The 21840-nt window shown below is 33.9% G+C and carries 24 protein-coding genes; 6 read left to right on the top strand and 18 right to left on the bottom strand.

Features of this window, described 5'->3' with window-relative positions:
* Position 1: 1 nt before the first annotated feature.
* The gene (locus DFQ09_RS00180) at positions 2-409 is read left to right on the top strand and encodes a sugar 3,4-ketoisomerase (protein ID WP_115807578.1); all 408 of its coding nucleotides are present in this window, start codon (positions 2-4) and stop codon (positions 407-409) included.
* Here the strand turns inward: DFQ09_RS00180 and DFQ09_RS00175 are convergent.
* The 11 genes from DFQ09_RS00175 to DFQ09_RS00125 form a co-directional block, all read right to left on the bottom strand.
* On the bottom strand, positions 394-1314 hold the full coding sequence (locus tag DFQ09_RS00175; protein WP_115807577.1) for a glycosyltransferase family 2 protein: 921 nt from the start codon (positions 1312-1314) through the stop codon (positions 394-396). The two genes, DFQ09_RS00180 and DFQ09_RS00175, sit on opposite strands and share 16 nt — an antisense overlap.
* Positions 1315-2211, bottom strand: a complete 897-nt coding sequence (locus tag DFQ09_RS00170) for a glycosyltransferase family 2 protein (RefSeq protein WP_115807576.1) — start codon at positions 2209-2211, stop codon at positions 1315-1317.
* 49 nt (positions 2212-2260) lie between these two features.
* The gene (locus DFQ09_RS00165) at positions 2261-2944 is read right to left on the bottom strand and encodes a cell division ATP-binding protein FtsE (protein WP_115807575.1); all 684 of its coding nucleotides are present in this window, start codon (positions 2942-2944) and stop codon (positions 2261-2263) included.
* A gap of 104 nt (positions 2945-3048) precedes the next feature.
* Positions 3049-4236 (bottom strand): tryptophan synthase subunit beta, encoded by a 1188-nt coding sequence (trpB, locus tag DFQ09_RS00160; RefSeq protein WP_115807574.1) that lies wholly within the window; start codon positions 4234-4236, stop codon positions 3049-3051.
* Positions 4237-4727: 491 nt separating this feature from the next.
* Positions 4728-5345, bottom strand: coding sequence for a phosphoribosylanthranilate isomerase (locus tag DFQ09_RS00155; protein ID WP_115808391.1), 618 nt, complete (start codon positions 5343-5345; stop codon positions 4728-4730).
* A gap of 169 nt (positions 5346-5514) precedes the next feature.
* Complete coding sequence (gene trpC / locus DFQ09_RS00150) at positions 5515-6303, bottom strand: indole-3-glycerol phosphate synthase TrpC (RefSeq protein WP_115807573.1); 789 nt, start codon at positions 6301-6303, stop codon at positions 5515-5517.
* The gene (gene trpD / locus DFQ09_RS00145; protein ID WP_115807572.1) at positions 6300-7292 is read right to left on the bottom strand and encodes an anthranilate phosphoribosyltransferase; all 993 of its coding nucleotides are present in this window, start codon (positions 7290-7292) and stop codon (positions 6300-6302) included. Before trpD ends, trpC begins: the two co-directional genes overlap by 4 nt.
* Before the next feature lie 322 nt (positions 7293-7614).
* Positions 7615-8187 (bottom strand): anthranilate synthase component II, encoded by a 573-nt coding sequence (locus tag DFQ09_RS00140; protein WP_115807571.1) that lies wholly within the window; start codon positions 8185-8187, stop codon positions 7615-7617.
* Between the two features lie 86 nt (positions 8188-8273).
* Entirely contained in the window at positions 8274-9674 is a 1401-nt protein-coding gene (locus DFQ09_RS00135) for an anthranilate synthase component I family protein (RefSeq protein WP_115807570.1), read from the bottom strand.
* Between the two features lie 282 nt (positions 9675-9956).
* A complete protein-coding gene (locus tag DFQ09_RS00130; protein WP_115807569.1) occupies positions 9957-10526 on the bottom strand; it encodes a YceI family protein in 570 nt (189 codons plus the stop codon).
* Between the two features lie 2 nt (positions 10527-10528).
* On the bottom strand, positions 10529-10987 hold the full coding sequence (locus DFQ09_RS00125) for a MarR family winged helix-turn-helix transcriptional regulator (protein WP_115807568.1): 459 nt from the start codon (positions 10985-10987) through the stop codon (positions 10529-10531).
* Positions 10988-11333: 346 nt separating this feature from the next.
* Between DFQ09_RS00125 and DFQ09_RS00120 the strand changes: the two genes are divergently transcribed.
* From DFQ09_RS00120 to DFQ09_RS00105, 4 genes are all read left to right on the top strand, one after another.
* On the top strand, positions 11334-11651 hold the full coding sequence (locus DFQ09_RS00120; RefSeq protein WP_115807567.1) for a rhodanese-like domain-containing protein: 318 nt from the start codon (positions 11334-11336) through the stop codon (positions 11649-11651).
* Positions 11652-11668: 17 nt separating this feature from the next.
* On the top strand, positions 11669-12079 hold the full coding sequence (locus tag DFQ09_RS00115; protein WP_115808390.1) for a rhodanese-like domain-containing protein: 411 nt from the start codon (positions 11669-11671) through the stop codon (positions 12077-12079).
* Positions 12080-12216: 137 nt separating this feature from the next.
* Positions 12217-14613 carry a protein-disulfide reductase DsbD family protein gene (locus DFQ09_RS00110; RefSeq protein ID WP_115807566.1) on the top strand — a complete coding sequence of 799 codons (2397 nt, stop codon included), beginning with the start codon at positions 12217-12219 and terminating at the stop codon, positions 14611-14613.
* 193 nt (positions 14614-14806) lie between these two features.
* Entirely contained in the window at positions 14807-15790 is a 984-nt protein-coding gene (locus DFQ09_RS00105) for a DNA topoisomerase IB (protein ID WP_115807565.1), read from the top strand.
* Between the two features lie 4 nt (positions 15791-15794).
* Here the strand turns inward: DFQ09_RS00105 and DFQ09_RS00100 are convergent, their stop codons facing one another.
* From DFQ09_RS00100 to msrB, 5 genes are all read right to left on the bottom strand, one after another.
* Entirely contained in the window at positions 15795-16751 is a 957-nt protein-coding gene (locus DFQ09_RS00100; protein ID WP_115807564.1) for an aldo/keto reductase, read from the bottom strand.
* Between the two features lie 7 nt (positions 16752-16758).
* Positions 16759-17286, bottom strand: coding sequence for a peptide-methionine (S)-S-oxide reductase (locus DFQ09_RS00095; protein WP_115807563.1), 528 nt, complete (start codon positions 17284-17286; stop codon positions 16759-16761).
* On the bottom strand, positions 17265-17519 hold the full coding sequence (locus DFQ09_RS00090; RefSeq protein ID WP_115807562.1) for a glutaredoxin family protein: 255 nt from the start codon (positions 17517-17519) through the stop codon (positions 17265-17267). Before DFQ09_RS00090 ends, DFQ09_RS00095 begins: the two co-directional genes overlap by 22 nt.
* Before the next feature lie 74 nt (positions 17520-17593).
* Positions 17594-18133, bottom strand: a complete 540-nt coding sequence (msrA, locus tag DFQ09_RS00085; RefSeq protein WP_115807561.1) for a peptide-methionine (S)-S-oxide reductase MsrA — start codon at positions 18131-18133, stop codon at positions 17594-17596.
* Positions 18133-18585, bottom strand: a complete 453-nt coding sequence (msrB, locus tag DFQ09_RS00080; RefSeq protein ID WP_115808389.1) for a peptide-methionine (R)-S-oxide reductase MsrB — start codon at positions 18583-18585, stop codon at positions 18133-18135. Before msrB ends, msrA begins: the two co-directional genes overlap by 1 nt.
* A gap of 250 nt (positions 18586-18835) precedes the next feature.
* On the opposite strand from msrB, the gene DFQ09_RS00075 reads away from it, so the two are divergent.
* The gene (locus tag DFQ09_RS00075) at positions 18836-19264 is read left to right on the top strand and encodes an FKBP-type peptidyl-prolyl cis-trans isomerase (protein ID WP_115808388.1); all 429 of its coding nucleotides are present in this window, start codon (positions 18836-18838) and stop codon (positions 19262-19264) included.
* A 142-nt stretch (positions 19265-19406) separates the two neighbouring features.
* Here DFQ09_RS00075 and DFQ09_RS00070 read toward each other — a convergent pair whose 3' ends face one another.
* Positions 19407-20906: a sulfatase family protein gene (locus DFQ09_RS00070; RefSeq protein WP_181897121.1), complete on the bottom strand. Its 1500-nt coding sequence runs from the start codon at positions 20904-20906 to the stop codon at positions 19407-19409.
* 28 nt (positions 20907-20934) lie between these two features.
* On the bottom strand, positions 20935-21696 hold the full coding sequence (locus DFQ09_RS00065; protein ID WP_115807559.1) for a DeoR/GlpR family DNA-binding transcription regulator: 762 nt from the start codon (positions 21694-21696) through the stop codon (positions 20935-20937).
* Between the last annotated feature and the right edge of the window lie 144 nt (positions 21697-21840).

Below are 21840 nucleotides of genomic sequence, written 5' to 3'. Positions count from 1 at the left end.
TATGAATACAATAAACGACGTAAAAATAATTGACATTCCTAAGGTACATGATGAGCGTGGTTTTTTAGCCGTAATAGAAAAAGACGCTATTCCATTTGCAATAAAACGTGTGTATTATTTATACGATGTACCAAGTGATAGTTTTCGAGGTGGACATGCGCATAAGGAACAAGAATCGGTGATTATTGCTTTGAGTGGAAGTTTTGAAGTTCTTATAGACGATGGTAAGACTAAAAGACGAATCATGCTTAATAAACCTAATCAAGGCTTATATATACCCACAGATATTTGGAGAGAAATCGATAATTTTTCTTCTGGCTCTGTTTGCTTAGTGTTAGCTTCTACAGAATATGATGAAGTTGAATATATAAGAGATTACGATGATTTTAAAAATCAGCTTTTAGGATAAATTAAACGTTCTCCTTTTAATGATTGTAATTTAAGCAAGAGTTGAAGCAACCATTTAGGTGACTTAAGAAGCAAACGCTGTTTAATACTAATATTCTTACGGTCTAAATGCGATGTGTAATACAAAAAACTCTTATTATCATTTTGTAACTTACTTAATACGGCCATCGAGTATCTATTACGATCTAAGAAATCTTTTAAAGAACTATTGGTTTTTTCATATTCAAAATAGGAGTCAAAATTTGGTTTTTTTTCTAAATCGAAATTTGTATTCGATAGGCTATAATCGTCATGGTGATAATAGGTCAAGAGCTTATTAATAAATAGGATCTCAAAATGAAGCCCAAACCTAATCCACATGTCAGTATCTTCTCCGGTAATAAGTGATGTATCAAAAACTCCACTTTTCTCTATAACTGATTTTTTGAAAACGACGCTAGAACTTGTAAGAAGTGTGTATTTCTTGCTGGCTTTAAAATAATTATAAACTCCGTAAAGTTCGGTTTGTTTGAAGCTATATGGCACAGGAACAACTTTATTCTCATATTTTTGAGCTATAGCAGCAGAAAAAATATTTATGTTAGGAAATGCGGTGATAGCATCAAACATGTATTGCAAATAGGATGCATCCCAAGTGTCATCTCCATCTAAAAGTGCAATATAGTCAGTGGTTGCCGTTTTTATTCCTGTATTTCTAGCATTTGAAGCTCCTTGGTTTTTAATGCATAGAAGTCTTATACGATAGTCGTCAAAACTGTTTATAACAGCTTCGCTCTTATCTGTAGAACCATCGTTAATAATAATAACCTCAAAATCTTTGAAACTCTGATTCAGAACACTTTTAATAGTGTGTTGAATATAGTTTTCCTTATTATAAACCGATATGATTACAGAGAAAAATGCCATTTATCTTTTCGATTTTAAAGTGCAATAGTAACTTAATCTGTACAAATCAAAAATTAATAGCGAAGGGTTTTTACCAAGTAGGTTCTTTCTGAAAGTAGCTTCAAACTTATAATAAATAGAGGCTAGAACTTTTGAAATGACGTTATCCTTAATTTTTGAATAGATGTTTGTAATTCGAGTGTAATTAGATGGTAATAAATCTTGATTGATAAATAGATTTATCGCTTCAACCGAGTCTAATGATTTTTGTAAAAAAGTCTTACTGTCTTCAAGACCAAGATGGTAAACGGGATTTTCTATATGTTGTATTCTAATGTTTGCTTCCTTTAAGTTATATGAAAACAAGGTGTCTTCATGTCGTAAGTTAGGAATATCTTCATTAAAACGAACCGTATCAAAAACACGTTTATGTATTAAGAAGTTTAAGGTTAAAAAGCTCAAATATGTGTTTTTGTTTCGAACTTCGGCAGATAAGGCTTCTCGTTTATTTCCATAAATCCAACGTAAGAGTTGAGCATCATCTACATGTTTTTCTTGATATAAAATACCACCATAAATAACATCTGATTGTTCAGAAATAGATTTAAGATAGGTACTTATAAAATCATCATTTTTGGGAATGACGTCTGCATCTAGAAAAAGGCACCAGTCGTATGTTGCCTTTTGAGCAAGCTTATTTCTTATAGCACTTCGGCCGATATTCTTTGGCAGAATATGATACTCAGAATGTGAAAGTGTATTTATAATGTTATTATACTCCTGAAATTTAATATCGTTAGAACAGTCATCATAACACAATATTTCAAAAGGGGTTTCCGACGTAATTAACTGCTTATGTACTTCGGAAACGAGTTCTGAAATATTATAATTATAAACAGGAATTAATACAGAAATCATAAGATTTTACAAAGGTTAACCAAGAACTTAAGAGCGTTACATTGAAGATTTAACTCTTACGTTGTACAACTTCAAAAACTTTGTTCTCGTCACATTTTAATGTTTTGCTCGGATACTTTAAAAGTAAAGCATAATCGTGTGTGGCCATTAAAATAGTATTGCCATTTTTATTAATATCTTGTAATACTTCCATGACTTCAACACTGGTTTGTGGATCTAAATTCCCGGTTGGCTCATCGGCTAAAATGAGTTCAGGATCATTTAACAATGCACGTGCAATAGCAATACGTTGTTGTTCTCCACCAGAAAGTTCATGAGGATATTTAAAGCCTTTGGTCTTCATTGCCACCTTATCTAAAACTGTATCTATACGGTCTTTAATACGGTCTTTTTCTTTCCAACCTGTAGCTTTTAGTACAAATTCTAAATTTCCGATAATCGTACGGTCTGGTAGTAATTTAAAATCTTGAAAAACGATACCCAATTTTCGTCTTAAAAAAGGGATGTCTTTTTCTTTCATGGTTTTTAAATTGAAATCCACAATTGAACCTTCTCCTTCTGTTAATTGTAAATCACCATAAAGCGTTTTCATGAAACTACTTTTTCCGCTTCCTGTTTTACCAATAAGATAGACGAAATCGCCTTTCTTCATTTCAAAATTCACCTTAGACAACACCATACTGTCACCTTGATAAATTGTAGCATCTCTAAGTTCTAAAACCGTTTCGGACATATTATAAATATAAATAATTGGTAACTGTAAATGTATTGCTTAAAATTTCAAATCCAAAACATAAGTTTTAAATTCCAATTTAGAATTCTATTTTCAGCCAACGACTACAAATCAAAATAATCAATATAGTTCTGCAAATCCTTATCACCACGACCAGATAAACTAATCACCACAACGTCGCTAGGTTTAAAAGTTTTATGTTTAAAAATAGCCAAAGCATGAGAACTTTCAATAGCCGGGATAATACCTTCCAACTTTGTTAATTCTAAGCCAGAGTTCATCGCTTCATCGTCGGTTGCTGAATAAAATTCACCACGACCTGTTTTATACAAATGTGAATGTAGTGGTCCAACACCAGGATAATCTAATCCTGCAGAAATCGAATACGGCTCTGTAATTTGTCCGTCTTTGGTTTGCATTAATAAGGTTTTACAACCATGAATTATACCTTCTTTTCCTAATACAGAAGTTGCTGCACTTTCACCGGAGTGAATACCTTTTCCTGCAGCTTCTACAGCAATAATACCAACATCTTCATTGTCTAAAAAATGATGATAGGTTCCTGCGGCATTACTTCCTCCGCCAATACAAGCCACAACGTAATCCGGATTTTCTCGACCTTCTTTTTCCTTTAATTGCCATTTTATTTCTTCGGAAATCACCGATTGAAATTGCGTAACCATGTCTGGGTAGGGATGTGGACCAATAGCAGAACCAATAATGTAATGGGTATCAACCGGATTGTTAATCCAGTCGCGAATAGCTTCATTAGTCGCGTCTTTTAAAGTACGGCTACCAGATAATGCAGGTACCACTTTGGCGCCTAACATTTTCATTCGGGCGACGTTGGGTGCTTGACGTGCAATATCAATTTCGCCCATATAAACCACACAGTCAATACCTGTTAAAGCACAAACAGTAGCGGTTGCAACGCCATGTTGACCAGCTCCGGTTTCGGCAATAATTCTGTTTTTGCCTAAACGTTTTGCCATCAGAATTTGACCAATGGTATTGTTGATTTTGTGGGCTCCAGTATGATTTAAATCCTCACGTTTTAAATACACTTTGGTATTGTATTTTTCTGAAAGACGTTTCGCAAAATAGAGTGGAGAAGGACGACCAACATAATCTTTTAAAAGTTGATTGAACTCTTCTTGAAACGAAGGTTCAGCCATAATCTTTAAATAGTTTTGACGCAATTCTTCTACATTAGGATAAAGCATTTCGGGAATGTATGCTCCACCGAATTCTCCGTAATAGCCTTTTTCGTTGATTTTGTATGTGTTTTTCATAATCGTTTGTCATTCCTGCGAAGGCAGAAATCTATTATTTTCATTGTGGATCACGCTTTTTTGCGTGATATGGCAATCTGTTTCTTTCTTTCTTTCTTTCTTTCTTTCTTTCTTTCCGTTCATTTTGTCTTGAAACACTATTAAATAAAAATTGTCCAGTGGACGATTTTTGTTTAATACAAAACCAAAAATTCAAAACGATTTATTAGGAATTACTCATTGATTTCTATTGTTTCAATAAGGAATTCGTGAATGCAAAGCATTTGCTAAAGCACCATTCGCTTTCAAAGCTACATGCTTGAAGCTTCGCTTCGCAGTTCCGCTTTTTCGCTCTTTATTTCTGAAAATCGTTGTTTCCGACGCTGTCGGAATTTGGGACACTCTTATATGCTAATTTTTGCTTTCCTCCCAAGTTATTTTAATTTTTGCTAACAGCTAACAGCTAACAGCTAACAGCTAACAGCTAACAGCTAACAGCTAACAGCTAACAGCTAACAGCTAATTACATTATGTTTAAACGTTTTCAATTCCTCCACATTCTTCAACCCAGGTTCAATTTCAAATTTACTATTAACGTCAATAGCGAAACAATATTTTGAAGCCGGACTTTCTTTAAAGCTGTTTATCTTTTCAATTTCATGTAATCCAATTCCACCACTTAAAAAATAAGGTTTGGTTGATGGATACTTTTCTAATACATTCCAGTTGAACGTGTAACCGTTTCCTCCTGGTAATTTTCCTTTGGTATCGAATAAAAAATAATCACAGACATCTTCAAAAGGTTGAAGCATATCAAAGTTGAATTCATCTTTAATGCTAAACACCTTTATAACTTCAACAGTATTTATAGCAGCACAATATTTTGGCGATTCGTGACCATGTAATTGCACGGCTTGTAAGTTGAATGTCTTAATAGTGTCTTGTACAATTTCTAGTTTTTCATCCACAAAAACACCAACTTTTTTTATTGATTTTGGCAATTCAGGAATAATAGAATCAAAATGTCTGGCTGATTTTTTATAAAATATAAAACCGAGATAGTCTGGCAGCAAATTAGCCACAGCTTCTAGGTTCTCCTTATATTTCATGCCGCAGACTTTTAGTTTCATCTTCATTCTCGCGAAAGCGGGAATCTCACCACGCTTTTTAACTTTTGTCATTCCTGCGAAGGCAAGAATCTATTTATTTCTTCTCGATATAATTTTTTCGTACTTCAAATAACACTCGAAGTGACGTTAAAATTAATTTGTTTCTTTTCTATTTTAGACCTGCTAGGTTTTATAAACCTGCTAGGTCTTTTATAAATTGAGTAGCACTCGCTCCAGGATTACCTGTTTTCATAAAGTTTTCGCCGATTAAAAAGCCTTTGTAACCATAAGGCTGTAATTCTTTGATGGCGTCCACCGAACTAATACCTGATTCTGATACTTTTACAAAATCATTTGGTATCAATGCACTTAATTGTTTTGAGATATCTAAACTGACTTCAAATGTTTTTAAATTTCTGTTATTCACACCTAGCATATCTAAAGAAGGCATAATGGACTTGTGTAATTCGTCTTCGTTATGGACTTCTAATAACACATCGAGATTTAGGCTTTTTGCTAATTCCGAAAACTGCTTAATCTCAGCTTTAGTTAATATGGCTGCAATTAGTAAAATAGCATCTGCACCAATGGCTTTGGCCTCAATAATCTGATATTCATCAATAATAAATTCTTTTCGAAGTAAAGGTAATTCGCAATTTTCTCGGGCAATCATTAAGTCGTCCATTGAACCACCAAAATAAATCTCGTCTGTTAAAATAGACATGCCACATACTCCTGCGTTTTCGTAACCAATGGCAACATCTTCAACTAAAGCAGTGTCATTTATAATAGATTTAGAAGGCGATTTGCGTTTGAATTCTGCAATAATACCAGTCTGACTTGCTCTTAGTTTTTTAGACAATGACCTTGTTTTCATTCCGAAATAAGGTAGCTGTTCATAAGCTTTTATAGGAATTAGTTCTTTTTTAAGATTAACCTCCTTGCGTTTGTCTATTACTATTTTGTCTAAGATGTTCATTTGCTCAATTCAATTAGTTTATCTAAACTTTGTTTTGCTTTTCCACTAACAAGAGATTCTTTCGCCAATGCAAATCCTTCCTTGTGAGAAATTTGCTTGGCTGTAGCAATGGCTAGTCCGGCGTTGGCACACACCACATTGTGCTGTGCTTCTGTACCTTTATAATTGATAACACTTTTAAAAATTTCGGCAGCCATTTTTATACTGTTTCCCCCAAAAATTTCAGATTGTTGTATTTGTTTGACTCCTAATTCATCCGGTTCAAATAAGGTTTCTGCAGTATTAGAAATCACTTTCGTTTTTCCTGTTAACGAGATTTCATCATAACCATCTAAAGCATGAACTATGGCATAGTTTTTATCCGATTCTTGATATAAATAACTGTATAATCGCAATAATTCAAGATTAAAAACACCAACCATTTGATTTTTTGGAAATGCAGGATTGACCATGGGGCCTAACATATTGAAAAAGGTTTTTACACCCAATTCTTTTCGTATAGGAGCTACGTTTTTCATAGCAGGATGAAACAAAGGAGCATGTAAAACGCATATTCCGGCTTCATCTATACTACGTTTTAAAAAGTCGGTATCACTTGTAAATTTAATCCCTAAATATTCCATAACATTTGAAGATCCACAAGCAGAAGACACGCCATAATTACCATGCTTCGTAACATGAACTCCTGCACCTGCTGTAACAAATGATGATAACGTTGAAATATTAAAAGTATCTTTTCCGTCACCTCCGGTTCCGCATAAATCGATAGTCTCGTAGTTATCTAAATTTACTGGAATACATAATTCTAATAATGCGTCTCTAAAACCTCGAAGTTCTTCTGTGGTGATACTTCGCATCATATAAACGGTTAAGAATGATGCAATTTGACTTTGGTTATATTTTCCTTCGGATATGTTGACCAAGACGTTTTTTGCTTCTTCACTAGAGATGCTTTCTTGGTTAATAAGTCTGTTTAATAATTGTTTCATATCAATGCCTACGAAAGCAGGTATCTTTTTTTTATTTGTTCTTATTTTCTTTTGTTCATTTGCCTTGATGCAAACGAACCAAAAATCACGATCAAAATTAGGAAATTGCTAAAGCACCATTCGTTTTCGAAATTCCATGCTTAAAGCTTCGCTTTGCAGTTCCATTCCTTCCCTTATTATTTCTGATTTTTGATGTTTCCGACTATGTCGAAATTTGGGGCATTAATTTTTACTAAATATTGTATTCTTCCCAAATTATATTTTAATTTTTTCTCACTTCTCACTTCTCACTTCTCACTTCTCACTTCTCACTTCTCACTTCTCACTTCTCACTGTTTACCCAATTTTCTAAAATTTGCTTTCCATCTGGTGTTAACACCGATTCTGGGTGATATTGCACACCTTTAACGTCGTAAACTTTATGTCTTAATGACATTATTTGTCCGTTGTCGTCAAAAGACGTAGCTTCTAAACAATCTGGTAAATTGGCATTAACGACCCATGAATGATATCTGCCCACTTCAAAAGTTTTGCCTAAGCCTTTAAAAAGGGATTCGTCATCAACTGAAAGTGTAATGCTAGTGGCTATACCATGATACACATTATCTAAATTTTCTAATGAACCACCAAAAACTTCACCAATAGCTTGTTGTCCTAAACAAACACCTAAGATACTTTTGGTTGGAGCATAAGTTTCTATAATCTTTTTTAATAAACCGGCTTCATCTGGGACTCCAGGTCCTGGAGATAACACAATTTTATCAAAAGCATCGACTTCTTCTAGTGTTAGTTTATCGTTTCGTTTTACGGTGACTTCACAATCTAAATCTTCTAAATAATGAACTAAATTGTATGTAAAACTGTCGTAATTATCTATGACTAATATTTTTTTCATCGCAATGTTCCGTGAAACGGAATATCTTTTTAATTATACTTCAATTTTTTAAATAGATCCCTGCCTATGCAGGAATGACAGCTAACTCAAATTTCCTCAGCCTGTTCAATCGCTTTCGTCAATGCTCCTAATTTATTATAAACTTCTTGCAATTCACTTTCAGCTTCAGATTTGGCAACTATTCCTGCTCCTGCTTGCCAAAATAATTTATGATTCTGACTTAAAAATGTTCTAATCATGATGGCATGATTAAAATTGCCGTTAAAATCCATAAAACCGATAGCTCCTCCATAATAACCTCTGCTTGTTTTTTCATACTTCTCTATCAATTGCATGGCTTTGTGTTTTGGTGCTCCACTTAGAGTTCCGGCAGGAAATGTGTCTGCAACCACTTGCATGGTATCGGTATTTTTGTGAATTGTACCTGTAACTTTACTCACTAAATGTATCACGTGAGAGAAGAATTGTACTTCTCTATAATTTTCGACAGTAACATTGCTTCCGTTTCTACTTAGGTCGTTTCTTGCCAAGTCAACTAACATTACATGCTCGCTGTTTTCTTTATCATCTTTTATTAATTCTTCAGCTAATTGCGCGTCTTTAAGGTCGTTTCCACTTCGCTTAAAAGTACCAGCAATAGGGTGAATTTCGGCTTTACCATCACTAACCACTAATTGTGCTTCTGGAGAGCTGCCGAATATTTTAAAATTCCCATAATCAAAATAGAATAGGTAAGGGGATGGGTTAATACTTCTTAAGGCTCTGTATACATTAAACTCGTCTCCACTAAATTGTTGTGAAAATTGTTTAGATAATACCAATTGAAAGACATCCCCGCGTCCACAATGTTTTTTTGCTAGTTCTACATTTGCTTTATATTCCTCATCTGTAAGATTAGATTCAATGTCTCCTTTGGGTTTAAAATCGTAAGAGGCATATTGTCTCGTTTGGATCAATTGTAAAATGTCGTCAATGTTATTTTCGCTATGAAAACAATGTGCAAAAATGTAAGCTTCATTTTTTTGATGATCTATAGCGATGATATTTTGATAAACAGCGTAGTATATTTCAGGAATAGAAACAGAATTGTCTTTTTTTGAAATTTCGATATCTTCAAAATACTTTACCGCATCATAAGCCGTGTATCCAAAAATTCCATTATTGATAAACTTGAATTCTTTGTTTGAATCTACTTTAAAACGTTGTGTAAACTTATGAATCTCTTCAATGACACCAACGGTTTGAATTAAATTGCTCTTAGAGCTTCCATCAGGATAGGTTTGAGAAATTGTATCACCTTCCACTTTTATAGAAGCGATGGGGTTGCAGCAGATATATGAAAAATTGTTGTCGTTTGCATGATAATCACTACTCTCTAACAGAATACTATTTGGGAATTTATCTCTAATTTTAAGATAAATACTAACTGGCGTAATAGTGTCTGCTAATATTTTTTTATAATGTGTGTTTAAACTAAATGTTTTCATCTTTGCTGAATTTATTTCAGTATTCGGTTAAATTAAAAAAGGCTTGTCGTGAATGACAAGCCTTTTTTTTATATAAGTATTACATACCAAGGATTAGTTCACGAACGTAAGTTTGAGAAATTCCACCACCAAGTATGATTTGTATTTATTTTCATTTGAACATCAAAGATAGAAATCAAAATTCGGATTTCAAACACTTTAGGAAAAAAAGATTCCTGTTGCGGTAAATTTCAGGCAGACAGGAATCAAAATTTAAATATTACTAAATGTATTTATTTGGGATTAAAACTTAAGCGTCACATTTAAATCAAATTCGTCATAAATTGCTTTATCTTTTATCGTTTCTAAGATAGAAGGTGATTTGTAAGTAATATTATGTTTCGTTCTGTCAATCTTTAAATTTGCAGTTGCTGTGTTATCTTTAATTAGTAAAGGAAAAGAAATAGCTTCTGTTTTTCCTTTAATGGTAATGTTAGCTTTTACGTTGAAATTTCCATCTTTACCTGTAACAGATGTAATGTCTAAAGTCGCCGTAGGGAATTCTTCTACACCAAAGAAATCATCAGATTTTAAATGGCTATCTAATTTCCCTTTGTATTCTCCATCGAGATCTGTGCTACCAAGAGTCGTCATATCGATAGTGAAGTTTCCTCCTGTTAAGGTTTTTCCATTAAAAATTAATGAACCACTTTTTAAGTCAATAGTTCCGGTATGTTCGCCACCTACTTTATAGCCTTTCCAAATTACTGAGCTCTCTTTAATTTTTACGGTTTTGTCTTTTAACGTTGTGTAAGACATAAATGATAATGCTAAAATGAATAGCATAGCAATGTTTGAATTTCTGTTTTTCATAATTATTTGTTTTTAAGTTTTATTAAAAGGGTATTCAATTGTATTAACTCTTCTTGAGTCAAGTTTTTTGTGATGTTTTTTTCTGTACGATTTATAATTGGGTCCACTGTTTTTAAAGTTTCTAAACCCATATCTGTAATGACGATTTCAACTTTTCTTCTGTTGGTTTTACAAATGGTACGGTTTACAAATTTTTTCTTTATTAGCTTATCAACTAATCTTGTGGTATTACTCATTTTACTTACCATACGTTCTTGTATGTCTTGTAAGTTTATAGCATTTCCATTTTGACCTCTTAAAATTCTAAGGACATTAAATTGTTCTAAGGATAAATCGAAAGGTTTTAGCTCTAATAATAAATCATCCTTCATCCATGTTGTGGTGTGAAAAATATTTATGACTGTCGCTGTTGGTATTGGCAAATCAGCTTTTGTTTTTAGTATGTCGTTTAATTCTTTCATGTACAACAATTGTATATACAAATGTATGTGTTTTATTGATATGTGAAATTAATATTTTGTTAAATTTAAAACGTGTAGGTTTTAATTATTTTGAAGTTCATGACTTTCAAAAAAAGATGTACTAAAAGAATGATACAAGAGTTATATATAGGATGCTATTAGTCTAATACTAAAAGAACATCGTATAAAAATGAATAAAAAGCGAGTAATTAGCTGTATTATTACAGTAGATTCTTACGATAAAGGCAGAATATGTTAAAAAATGAATCTGAAATGTAACACTTCTGATTTTTTTACGTCTATATCATAATGGAATGTTAATTTTGCTAAAAATTAAGAATAAAGAATGGCTGATTTATCACAAGAAGAATGGACAAAACAACTCAAAGCAGACGATAATGCAGTTGTTTTAGATGTAAGAACACAAGATGAGATTGATTTAGGGATGATTCCTAATGCAATTCATATAGATATATTTAAAGGACAAGGATTTATACACGAAGTAGAACAGTTAGATAAAACAAAAAACTATTATGTGTATTGTAAATCTGGTAATAGAAGCGGACAGGCTTGTGCTATTATGAATCAATTAGATATTGAAAATGCTTATAACCTCTTGGGTGGTTTTAGCGAATGGCAAGGTGAGGTTGCCCACAATCAATGATTTTAAAACATACAAAAATGTATAGAGTATTTGTAATATGTTGTTTGTTGTTAACACTAGGCGTTAGCACAAGTTGTTTAGACAGTAGTCCGGCGGACTCTGAAATAAAGCTAATAACAGCTGACGAAATGCAATCTATTTTAGAATTAGAAGATGTGCAATTAATTGATGTAAGAACCCCCAAAGAATATGAAGGTGGTTACATTGCTAATGCGCAAAATATAGATTTTATGTCACCTACTTTTGATGATGACATTACAAAATTAGATAAAAATAAACCTGTGATATTGTACTGTAAATCTGGAGGTCGAAGTGCTAAATGTGCTAAGAAGATGAAAGATGCAGGATTTAAAAAGATTTACGATCTTAAAGGAGGAATTTCTAAATGGAAATTTTCCGATGGAATCAAAATTGAAGAAAAATCGTAACAAACTAACCGAACTTAATGTTCGGTTTTTTTATACTCACAATTCTCTTCCCGAATTCTTAAGATTTTTATAAATTAGACGATTGTAATCCTAGAATAGAAACCCTTCTGTTACATTTGCAAATTAACATGTCGTTTATGAAATTTAATAAAATACTTCTACTTTGCCTTTTGGCATTTACGTTTTCATTCAATTTATTTTCGCAAGTTTTTGATCCCGTGAAATGGGAAACTAAAGTTGAAAAAATTTCAGATACAGAATACAATCTTATTTCAACAGCAACGATAGATGCTGGCTGGCATTTATACTCGCAAAATGTGCCAAACAATGGCCCTATTCCTACAACCTTTGTTTATACCGAATCTAAAGATTTTGAATTAATAGGAAAAACATCTGAAGAAGAAGGTGAAACTATTGACGATCCTGTTTTTCAAATGCGAATTAAATATTTTGGTGAAAAAGCAGAATTCTCACAACGTATTAAAGTTCTTAATAAAGAATTGTCACTTGTTGAAGGTGAAGTGGAATTTATGGTCTGTGATGACGAAAAATGTTTACCACCAACTTATATAGATCTTACGTTTAACCTAAAGGATGCTGAAGATACTAAGGAGATTCCTGCAGGAATGGCATTAAATTTAACAGGTAATACCACAAAAATTCTTGAGCCTGTAAAATGGAGTACTTCTGTTGAAAAACTAAATGATACCGAATTGATTTTGGTGTCTACTGCAACTATTGATAGTGGCTGGAAATTGTATGCTCAAAATATTGAAGAAGGAGGTCCAATTCCAACAAGTTTTGACTATACATTAAAAGACGGTATTGAGCTTGTAGGTTCTACCAACGAAGAAAAGGGTGAAGAAAGTATAGATAAGGTCTTCGATATGAAGATTAAATACTTTAGAAATACGACTGAATTCAGACAAAAAATTAAAGTTTCAGATGCTACAATTTCTTCAATCGTTTCTGAGGTTGGTTTTATGGCTTGTGATGATACACAGTGTACCGCACCAACTTATATCGATTTAGAATATGATTTAACTAAGACAGTTGTGGCTTCTTCAGATGTTACTGAGAATTCTGAAGCAGATGACGACGAGTCGAGCGAAGGCTTATGGTCTATATTTATTATCGCTTTCTTTTCAGGATTTGTAGCATTATTAACACCATGCGTGTTTCCAATGATACCAATGACGGTGAGTTTCTTTATAAAACAAAGTCAATCTAAAGCCAAAGGCATCCGTAATGCTATTATTTATGGATTATCAATAATCGTCATCTATGTCTTATTAGGTACAATCATAACAGCGATTTTCGGTGCTGATGCGTTGAATGCATTAGCAACAAACGTTTGGTTTAACCTTATCTTCTTTATATTATTAGTGGTTTTTGCCATTTCATTTTTAGGTGCTTTTGAAATTGTATTACCAAATTCATGGGCAAATAAAGCCGATAAGCAAGCCGATAGAGGCGGACTCGTTGGCATCTTTTTTATGGCTTTAGCCTTAGCAATTGTCTCATTTTCTTGCACAGGTCCAATAGTAGGAACTATTTTGGTTGAAGCAGCTTCCAAAGGAGGTATCGCACCGGTAATAGGAATGTTAGGCTTTTCATCTGCAATCGCATTACCATTTGCATTATTTGCTGCTTTCCCGGGTTGGTTAAATTCTCTACCAAAATCAGGAGGCTGGTTAAATACAGTGAAAGTCGTTTTAGGATTTTTAGAACTAGCTTTAGCATTTAAATTCTTATCGCAAGCCGATTTAGTATTGCAATTACATTTCTTAGAACGCGAAGTATTTATAGCCATATGGATTGCCATTTTTGGAACCTTATCCTTATATCTTTTTGGGAAAATTCAATTACCACACGATTCTCCACTGAAACATATTTCCGTAGGACGCTTATTATTTGGCTTACTAACGTTGACCTTTACGATTTATATGATTCCAGGACTTTGGGGCGCACCTTTAAAAATTATAAGCGCCTTTCCTCCTCCATTAGATTATTCTGAATCTCCGTATGGAGTCGGTAATTCAAAAGGTGGTGGCGCAAGTATAACAGATATTCCTGAGGGTGCCCATTTATTAGCACCACATGATATTTTAGCATTTAATGATTACGAAACCGGTTTGGCTTATGCTAAAAAAGTAGGGAAACCTGTGATGCTAGACTTTACTGGATGGGCTTGTGTGAATTGCCGTAAAATGGAACAAAATGTTTGGGTAGATCCCAAAGTGTTGTCAAAACTTAAAAACGACATTGTGCTTATTTCTTTATATGTCGATGAGCAAATCGATTTTCCTGAAGGTGAAGCACCAGATTCAAAATTAAGACCTGGTAAAAAATTAAAAAACCGTGGTCAGAAGTGGAGCGAAATGCAAACTATTAGGTACAAAACCAATACACAGCCGTATTATGTATTGATGGATCATAATGAAGAAAATCTTATTGAGCCTGTTGCTTACACTCCAGATATTGAGGAATACGAGGCATGGTTAAAAGAAGGGATTGGGAATTTTAAGGATTAAGAAAACGAACGTTTTACGCTTTTTATTATCAGCTTTTTTGTCATATTCTGACTTCTCCCTTTAAGAGTTATTCTGCTGTATTTTCTATTAGGGTTATAACCATAAATGTAATAAAGACACACTACATGGCTTTTGAGTTAAGCGATGTGGTGTTAAAGAATTTACTTTATAATTCATTAACAGGAATGGCATCATGTACTACAGAAAAAAGCATGGCAAGGGCTTTCGCTACGTCGATAGCTCTAATAATACGATTAAAGATAAAGATCTAAAAGAATGGTTTAAGTCTTTAGTTATTCCTCCGGCTTGGACGGAAGTAGAAATCGATTCTAAGAAGACAACTAAAATTTTAGCGACAGGTAGAGACGATAAAAACAGAAAACAATACATCTACAATCCTAAATTTAGAGAAAAACAAGATCAAGAAAAGTTTGATCGCATTCTTAAGTTCGCCGACAATTTAGAGCATATGCGTCGTGTTACTGGGCAGCATCTTCGTAAGCGTAAATTAGCTAAGGAAAAAGTGCTTGCGTGTATGGTTCGCCTTTTGGAAGCGGCTTATTTTCGTCCAGGAAGTGATCGTTATTCCAAAGAAAATAGCAGTTATGGTTTAACAACGATGAGAAGTAAACACTTACAGATTGATGGAGATGAGTTGATTTTTCATTACATCGGAAAGTCTGGTAAAGAACAAGAACGGCATATTGTAGATAAAAAGTTAGCTAAAATAGTACAAGAAATCGACGACTTACCGGGTTACGAAATATTCAAATTTATTGATGAAGACGGTGTAAAACAAGACGTGAAGAGCGATCATCTCAATGCATATATTCGGGATGTGATGGGAGACGAATTTTCGGCTAAGGATTTTAGAACATGGGCAGGCACTGTAATTGCTGCTATGGCATTAGATGAGATTGGCTATTCTAAAGAACAAGATCAAAAAGAACTGGATAGTAATATTCGCAATGCTGTTATAAAGGTTAGTGAAAGGCTAGGGAATACGCCTTCGGTAGCACGTAGTTCTTATATTGATCCACGTGTCATTGATGAATATATTGATGGTAAAACCATTAATTATTTTCAAAAGGAAATTTTGCGACTTTTGAAGGTCAACGAAAATCTTTCAAGAGAAGAAATCGGAGTGTTATGTATGTTGAAAAAGAAGTTAAAATAAGCGGTTAATTCCAACTGAGATCACTTCGCTCTTGCCAATAGTCTTGAGGATCTACAGTAAGCGATTTTAGTTTTAAAATCTCGTCTGCTTCTAGTTTTAAATTAAAAGCTTTCAAATTTTGTTGAAGCTGATTAGTGCTCGACGCACCACTTAAGATGAGGCTTGGCTCTAAACTATCCATAATAAAACGAATGGCTATAGCATCTGCATTAACGTTGTATTTCTTAGAGAGCGTTTCAAGGTAGTCATAAGAGTATTTATAAGCAGGAAACGTATCGTTTTTGAAAATTCTACCATTAGCTAAAGCTTCTTTAATGATTACGGTTTTATCTTGTGCTAATAATTCTTTTAAAATTTCAAAAGTAGATTGTTCAAAAATATTGAAGGTCACTTGATAACTGTCAAATAGATCTTCACCATTAAAACTAACTTTTCGAGCTTCTTCTATAATTTTTACCTGCTCAGTTCCGCTCGAAGAAATTCCGATTTTAAGTTGATGCTCTTGTTTTAATTCGTTTAATCTCGAGAGTACAGCATCATTGGTTAAAACACCACTATCTAATGTTGCTGAATGAATTTGATAGATTTTTAAATTAGGCAATAAGGCTTTTGAAACGTCCCATTGTTCGTTCAATTTCTCTATAGAATGTTCTTTGATTTCATGCTTACCTGAAAATCCAACTTCCCAATTCGCAACATAGGTATACCCAAATTTGGTAGAAAGATGAACGTCTTTGTGGTTTCTAGAGTCATTCCAATTTTGCAAAAATTGTTCCCCCAAACCATAAGAAGGAGCCACATCAAAATCCCGAATTCCTAAGGCATAGCTCTCATCTAATACCTTTAATGCATTTGTCCTAAAACTCTCAATAGACTTATCTATGTTTTGTGCTGGTCTTATATTTATATAATCTGGTCGGCCTAAAGCGGCTAAGCCTAATCCAATTTTTGTGTTGCTCATCTGTTAATTATTCTGATGTCGATTGTAATGTTTTGGGAATAAAGTCTATATCAATATAATTTGAAAAATCCTTTAATAAGAGTCTCAATTTAGGATTTATAAAGCGTTCGCAAAAAGGTTTTTCAGGATTTTTTTGATAGTAATTCTGAATGGCTTCACGAGACGCTTTAAATTCTGAAAACGGATACACTTTAGTTATTAGTTGGTTTCTAAACTCTGGTTGAAATGCATTTAATAAAGTTTCAGTTTCTGCTTTCTGATTCTCTGAGAAATAATAGATGGCAGAACGGTATTTGTCTCGCATAGAATGTGCAGATGTACTTTTGTGTGTACGTAAATGAATTTCAATTAAAACCTGAAGTGAAATAACATCAGAATCAAACTGTAAAGTTACCGCTTCGGAAAACGAGCTGTTATTCTCGGTAGAAGCGATAAAACCCTGTTCTACATTATAGACTCCTTTCAAAGATTGAAATACAGCTTCGGTACACCAATGGCAACCACCTCCAAATGCTATTTTAGTTGGTCTATCCATTTTATTAATTCTGCGTCCGATGGGTTTCGTAATTTTTTAGTTCCTAAAGTGAGTGTTGGAAAATTAAGTTTTTTATTGATATATAAGTTTCTTAATTCTTCAGCATGATCTTCATTGATGTCTACATCTAAAAACGAATATGCTAAACCTTGTTCATTCAAAAGCTTTATGTAATGTTGGGTTTTATGGCATCGCGATGTGCCATATAGCTTGATTTTTAAAATAGAAGGCATGTGTTATTCGCGCGTTTTTGTTGATAAAAAAAAGAGCAACTCTCTTTTGAAAGTCGCTCTTAAATATTTGTTTGTTATTTCAACTTATCTGAATGCAGTTTTCTGAGCTTCGCTAATTTGGGATCTATAACGAAACTACAATAACCATATTCCGGATTGCTTTCATAAAAATCTTGATGTTCTTTCTCTGCTTCATAAAAAACAGGAGCAGCAGTTAATTCGGTAACAATAGGTTGTTCGTAATAAGGTTTCATCTCCTTAAGTACAAGGTCCGCAATGTCTTTCTGTTTATCATCATGATAATAAATTACAGAGCGGTATTGTGTGCCACGATCGGCTCCTTGTCTATTCAGCGTTGTAGGGTCGTGCGTGGTCATAAAAATGACTAGAATATCTTCGTAGCTAATGACGTTAGCATCAAAAGTAACTTGTACAACTTCAGCATGCCCCGTTAAGCCAGAACAAATTTCCCTATACGTTGGTCGTCCAGGAACAGTTCCACCCGAATATCCAGATATCACTTCTTCCACACCTTTTACTTCCTGAAAAACAGCTTCTGTACACCAAAAACAGCCTCCGCCTACGGTTGCTATTTGTAAATTTTTAGTTGTCATTAGGCAGTCTCCGTATCTAAAATCATGGATTCTGAATTCACGCAATAGCGCAATCCGCTCGGTTCGGGTCCATCGGGGAACACATGTCCTAAATGTCCATCGCAAGTGTTACACATCACTTCTACGCGTACCATTCCGAAAGCTGTGTCTTTTTCATACTTAATGGCGTTTTCTTTTATGGGTTGCGTAAAACTTGGCCAACCTGTGCCTGAGCTAAATTTTATGGTAGAATCAAACAACGGAGTGTCACAACAAACACAATTGTATTTGCCTTCGTCATAAGCTGTACAGAGCTCACCTGTATGTGCGCGTTCTGTGCCTTTTTGTCTCGTAATTCTGAATTGTTCAGGAGTTAATTGAGCCCTCCATTCTGCTTCTGTTTTTTCAACTCTTTTATCTGGAGTTGGATTTCCATTTACGGAAAAGTTGATGACTTCTTTCCAAGTTAACATAGTTAATGGTCCTTTCTTGTTATAATTGATTTGTCTATCTGTTTTCAAGATAAAGGTAGTCGAAATGTTTTTCAATTTCTTACAGTTATAGAATTATAAGTGCGTTACCTAGGTATCTTTCTAAATTTACATCAAACGGTTAATATATCACGTTAAGTTTTTCTTAAATACACCGAAAATATTAGGTTTCATTCTTTATTCTGTCTTAGAAATAATAGTTTTGCAACTTAAATAAATGAAAACAAGAAGTATGAGTATAGTAAAAGAAAATGATACAGTAAAAGTTCATTACACAGGGAAGTTAAAAAACGGACAAATCTTTGATAGTTCTTTAGAGCGTGAGCCATTAGAGTTTACCTTAGGTAAGGGCATGTTGATTCCTGGTTTTGAAAATGCTGTCATTGATATGAAAGTGAACGATAAGAAAACTGTGGATATTCCTGTAACTGAAGCTTATGGTGAGGTAAAACAAGAATTATTTCATAAAGTTGAAAAAACACAACTTCCTGAAGAAGTAAAGCCAGAAGTAGGTTTAGGTTTAGTATCTAAAGATGCGCAAGGTAATGAGCACCCTTTTAAAATTGTAGAAGTTAATGATGACCATATCGTAGTAGATGGAAATCATCCATTAGCAGGACAAGAGTTAGTATTTGATCTAGAATTAGTAGAGATTAAATAAGTGTCTGTCTGAGCGTAGTCGAAGACCTTATGAAAATTACTTTTAGTGGTAATTCGAATGCACCCATGTGACAAAATAGAAAAAAGCTGTAAAGTTCAACTTTACAGCTTTTTTTATTAAAAATCAAGGGCAAAAAGGCTATTTACTTTATAATGTGTGCTTCACACCATGCATCGTATGCGGTTTGTAATTCTTTAACTATTTCTGGATGCTGCGCTGAGACATCATTGCGTTCTCCTGGGTCAGCTTCAATATCAAATAATTTCAGAGTTAAATCATCTCTTATTGGCGCGATATATTGTGCCGATGGTTCGCTTTTCCAATGATTTTCCTTAGCATTTGTTATTTTCCATTTTCCTTGTCGTGCAGCCCAAGTTTTTTGCCATTTCCAAACTAATAGACGTTCTTCTTTTGGGTTAAGTAAACTAATACCGTCAATATCCTTATCAGTGATTGTAATTCCTGCAGCGTCCGTTAACGTCGGTAGAATATCTAATGCAGATACATAACGTTTTTCAATTTTTCCAGCATCCACATGTCCTGGCCAACTTACTGCCATTGGCACTCTGATGCCACCTTCCCAAAGAGAGTATTTACCACCTGTTAATGGAGCGTTATTTGCACCTGTAAGCGGAGAACCACCATTATCTGATACAAATACAACTAAGGTGTTTTTGTCTAATCCGGTTTCATTTAGAGCATCTAAAACACGGCCAATATTATCATCTAAACAATTCAAATTGGCTAAGTAGTATTTTCGTAAGTCATCTGTATTTATGGCGCCAACTCTAGAGTATTTATCGTAGTACGCTGAGTAACTTCCTGGTTTATGATTTCCAAACTCTTCTAAGTTGTCAGGGTCGTAGTTAGGAATCTCTTTAACATTAAACTTATCTAAATATTTTTTTGGTACTTCGTGAATTAAATGATGAACAGCACTGTAGGATAGTGTTAAAAAGAAAGGCTTGTCGTGTTTACGTTTTAGATAATCTATAGACTCGTCTGTTAAAATATCGGTAAGATAACCTTCTTCGTAACTTTTTTCTCCCATATTATGCATTAAAGGTCCAAGTAAAGCACTCGTGCCATAAGGATCTGGAGTGCGATCTTTTATACTTTGAGAATTTGCCCAATAATCGTGAGCGTGTGCAGAAAACCCTAAAAACTCATCATAACCATGTTGTAATGGATATTCTCTAACATCATTTTTATGAAAATTACGACCTAAATCGTTTTTGCCAATGCGCGCTGTGTGGTAGCCTGCTTCTTTTAAATATTCAGGAATTGTTTTTACGTCGTCTGGTAACCCTGGTCCCCAACTTGCGGGTTTATCCCAACGAAACTGGTTTTTTCCCGTAATAATTCCTGCTCTAGATGGACTACAAACAGGAGCTGTAACGTAAGCTTGTGAGTACACCGTTCCGGATTTTCCTAATCGTGCGATATTTGGACTAGAAACAGAGGTGTCAAAATTGTCAAAGGGCGAAAAATCAGCATAACCTTGGTCATCTATAACAATTAAAAGAATGTTTGGTTTTTCATTCTGCATTGCCATATCTTCTGAAGAAGTTTCGCTTTTCTTTTTTTCTGAATGACATGAAAATAATAAAGCGAAAACTAGTAATGTTACGACGTGTTTCATTTTAAAAGTTGTTTTGGTTAATTCAAATTTACAAGCCATCTACAATCGTGACTTTGATTTCTTTTTCTTCTAATTTTTTTCGTTTTATGTCAGAAATACCGCTGTCTGTGATAATTTCATCCACACGTGAAAGATCACATATCCGAGCAAAGCTCTTTTTTCCGAATTTTGATGAATCCGCCAAAACAATCACTTTTTGAGCTGCATTTAGCATTTTCTTGTTTAATTCGGCTTCTTCTAAGTTTGTAGTAGAAAGGCCGTATTCTAAATCAATTCCATCAACACCTAAAAACAATTTACTACAAGACACATTTTGTAAAATATATTCCGCGTAATTTCCGATTACAGAAGCCGAACTGTGGCGTATATAACCACCAAGTTGAAGGATTTCAATATTTTTATCATGTATAAGGTGTAGAACCACATGAAGCGAAGACGTAATTACTGTCAGTTTATTTTTGGGTTGAATGTATTTTGAAAAGGCTTGTACGGTTGTTCCAGACGCAATTAAAATAGAGTCGTTTTCAACAATACGACTTGCGGCCAATTGCGCAATGCCATTTTTCTCTTCTACTGAGATTTTTTCTTTATCTAAAACCGTACGTTCATTAATGTATGGGTTTTCTAAAGAAGCTCCGCCATGAGTTCTGTGGAGTAAACCTTTTTGTTCTAGAAGTTTTAAATCTTTTCTAATGGTTACTGCAGAAACATTTAAAATCTCACATAAGTCTAAAACTTCAAGGTGTTTTTCTTTCTCTAACCGGTCTAGTATGTCTTGATGTCTCTTCATGTATTGAATTTTGATGCGATGCTTTTTTGATAATGATAAGGCTTGAAAACAAACAAATATAATAAAACGAAACAAAATGAAGTTGGTGTTTTTCGATAATCTTCATTATTAAGGAAATATAAGTTTCATTTTGTTTCATTTTAG

The sequence above is a fragment of the Winogradskyella pacifica genome (assembly GCF_003386275.1).
Classification (GTDB): Bacteria; Bacteroidota; Bacteroidia; order Flavobacteriales; family Flavobacteriaceae; genus Winogradskyella; species Winogradskyella pacifica.
The sequence above is the reverse complement of the archived record's forward strand: the minus strand, read 5'-3'. Positions and strand labels throughout refer to the sequence as shown.

Bases quoted from the DNA above. Each gene is read 5' to 3' on its own strand.
- DFQ09_RS00070 (WP_181897121.1), bottom strand. From the start codon at position 20,906: ATGAAACACGTCGTAACATTACTAGTTTTCGCTTTATTATTTTCATGT.
- DFQ09_RS00065 (WP_115807559.1), bottom strand. From the start codon at position 21,696: ATGAAGAGACATCAAGACATACTAGACCGGTTAGAGAAAGAAAAACAC.
- DFQ09_RS00155 (WP_115808391.1), bottom strand. From the start codon at position 5,345: ATGAAACTAAAAGTCTGCGGCATGAAATATAAGGAGAACCTAGAAGCT.
- DFQ09_RS00180 (WP_115807578.1), top strand. From the start codon at position 2: ATGAATACAATAAACGACGTAAAAATAATTGACATTCCTAAGGTACAT.
- msrA (WP_115807561.1), bottom strand. From the start codon at position 18,133: ATGACAACTAAAAATTTACAAATAGCAACCGTAGGCGGAGGCTGTTTT.
- DFQ09_RS00165 (WP_115807575.1), bottom strand. From the start codon at position 2,944: ATGTCCGAAACGGTTTTAGAACTTAGAGATGCTACAATTTATCAAGGT.
- trpB (WP_115807574.1), bottom strand. From the start codon at position 4,236: ATGAAAAACACATACAAAATCAACGAAAAAGGCTATTACGGAGAATTC.
- DFQ09_RS00090 (WP_115807562.1), bottom strand. From the start codon at position 17,519: ATGCCTTCTATTTTAAAAATCAAGCTATATGGCACATCGCGATGCCAT.
- DFQ09_RS00135 (WP_115807570.1), bottom strand. From the start codon at position 9,674: ATGAAAACATTTAGTTTAAACACACATTATAAAAAAATATTAGCAGAC.
- trpD (WP_115807572.1), bottom strand. From the start codon at position 7,292: ATGAAACAATTATTAAACAGACTTATTAACCAAGAAAGCATCTCTAGT.
- DFQ09_RS00075 (WP_115808388.1), top strand. From the start codon at position 18,836: ATGAGTATAGTAAAAGAAAATGATACAGTAAAAGTTCATTACACAGGG.
- DFQ09_RS00140 (WP_115807571.1), bottom strand. From the start codon at position 8,187: ATGAAAAAAATATTAGTCATAGATAATTACGACAGTTTTACATACAAT.
- DFQ09_RS00105 (WP_115807565.1), top strand. From the start codon at position 14,807: ATGTACTACAGAAAAAAGCATGGCAAGGGCTTTCGCTACGTCGATAGC.
- DFQ09_RS00115 (WP_115808390.1), top strand. From the start codon at position 11,669: ATGTATAGAGTATTTGTAATATGTTGTTTGTTGTTAACACTAGGCGTT.
- DFQ09_RS00170 (WP_115807576.1), bottom strand. From the start codon at position 2,211: ATGATTTCTGTATTAATTCCTGTTTATAATTATAATATTTCAGAACTC.
- DFQ09_RS00125 (WP_115807568.1), bottom strand. From the start codon at position 10,987: ATGAAAGAATTAAACGACATACTAAAAACAAAAGCTGATTTGCCAATA.
- DFQ09_RS00095 (WP_115807563.1), bottom strand. From the start codon at position 17,286: ATGGATAGACCAACTAAAATAGCATTTGGAGGTGGTTGCCATTGGTGT.
- DFQ09_RS00175 (WP_115807577.1), bottom strand. From the start codon at position 1,314: ATGGCATTTTTCTCTGTAATCATATCGGTTTATAATAAGGAAAACTAT.
- trpC (WP_115807573.1), bottom strand. From the start codon at position 6,303: ATGAACATCTTAGACAAAATAGTAATAGACAAACGCAAGGAGGTTAAT.
- msrB (WP_115808389.1), bottom strand. From the start codon at position 18,585: ATGTTAACTTGGAAAGAAGTCATCAACTTTTCCGTAAATGGAAATCCA.
- DFQ09_RS00120 (WP_115807567.1), top strand. From the start codon at position 11,334: ATGGCTGATTTATCACAAGAAGAATGGACAAAACAACTCAAAGCAGAC.
- DFQ09_RS00110 (WP_115807566.1), top strand. From the start codon at position 12,217: ATGAAATTTAATAAAATACTTCTACTTTGCCTTTTGGCATTTACGTTT.
- DFQ09_RS00130 (WP_115807569.1), bottom strand. From the start codon at position 10,526: ATGAAAAACAGAAATTCAAACATTGCTATGCTATTCATTTTAGCATTA.
- DFQ09_RS00100 (WP_115807564.1), bottom strand. From the start codon at position 16,751: ATGAGCAACACAAAAATTGGATTAGGCTTAGCCGCTTTAGGCCGACCA.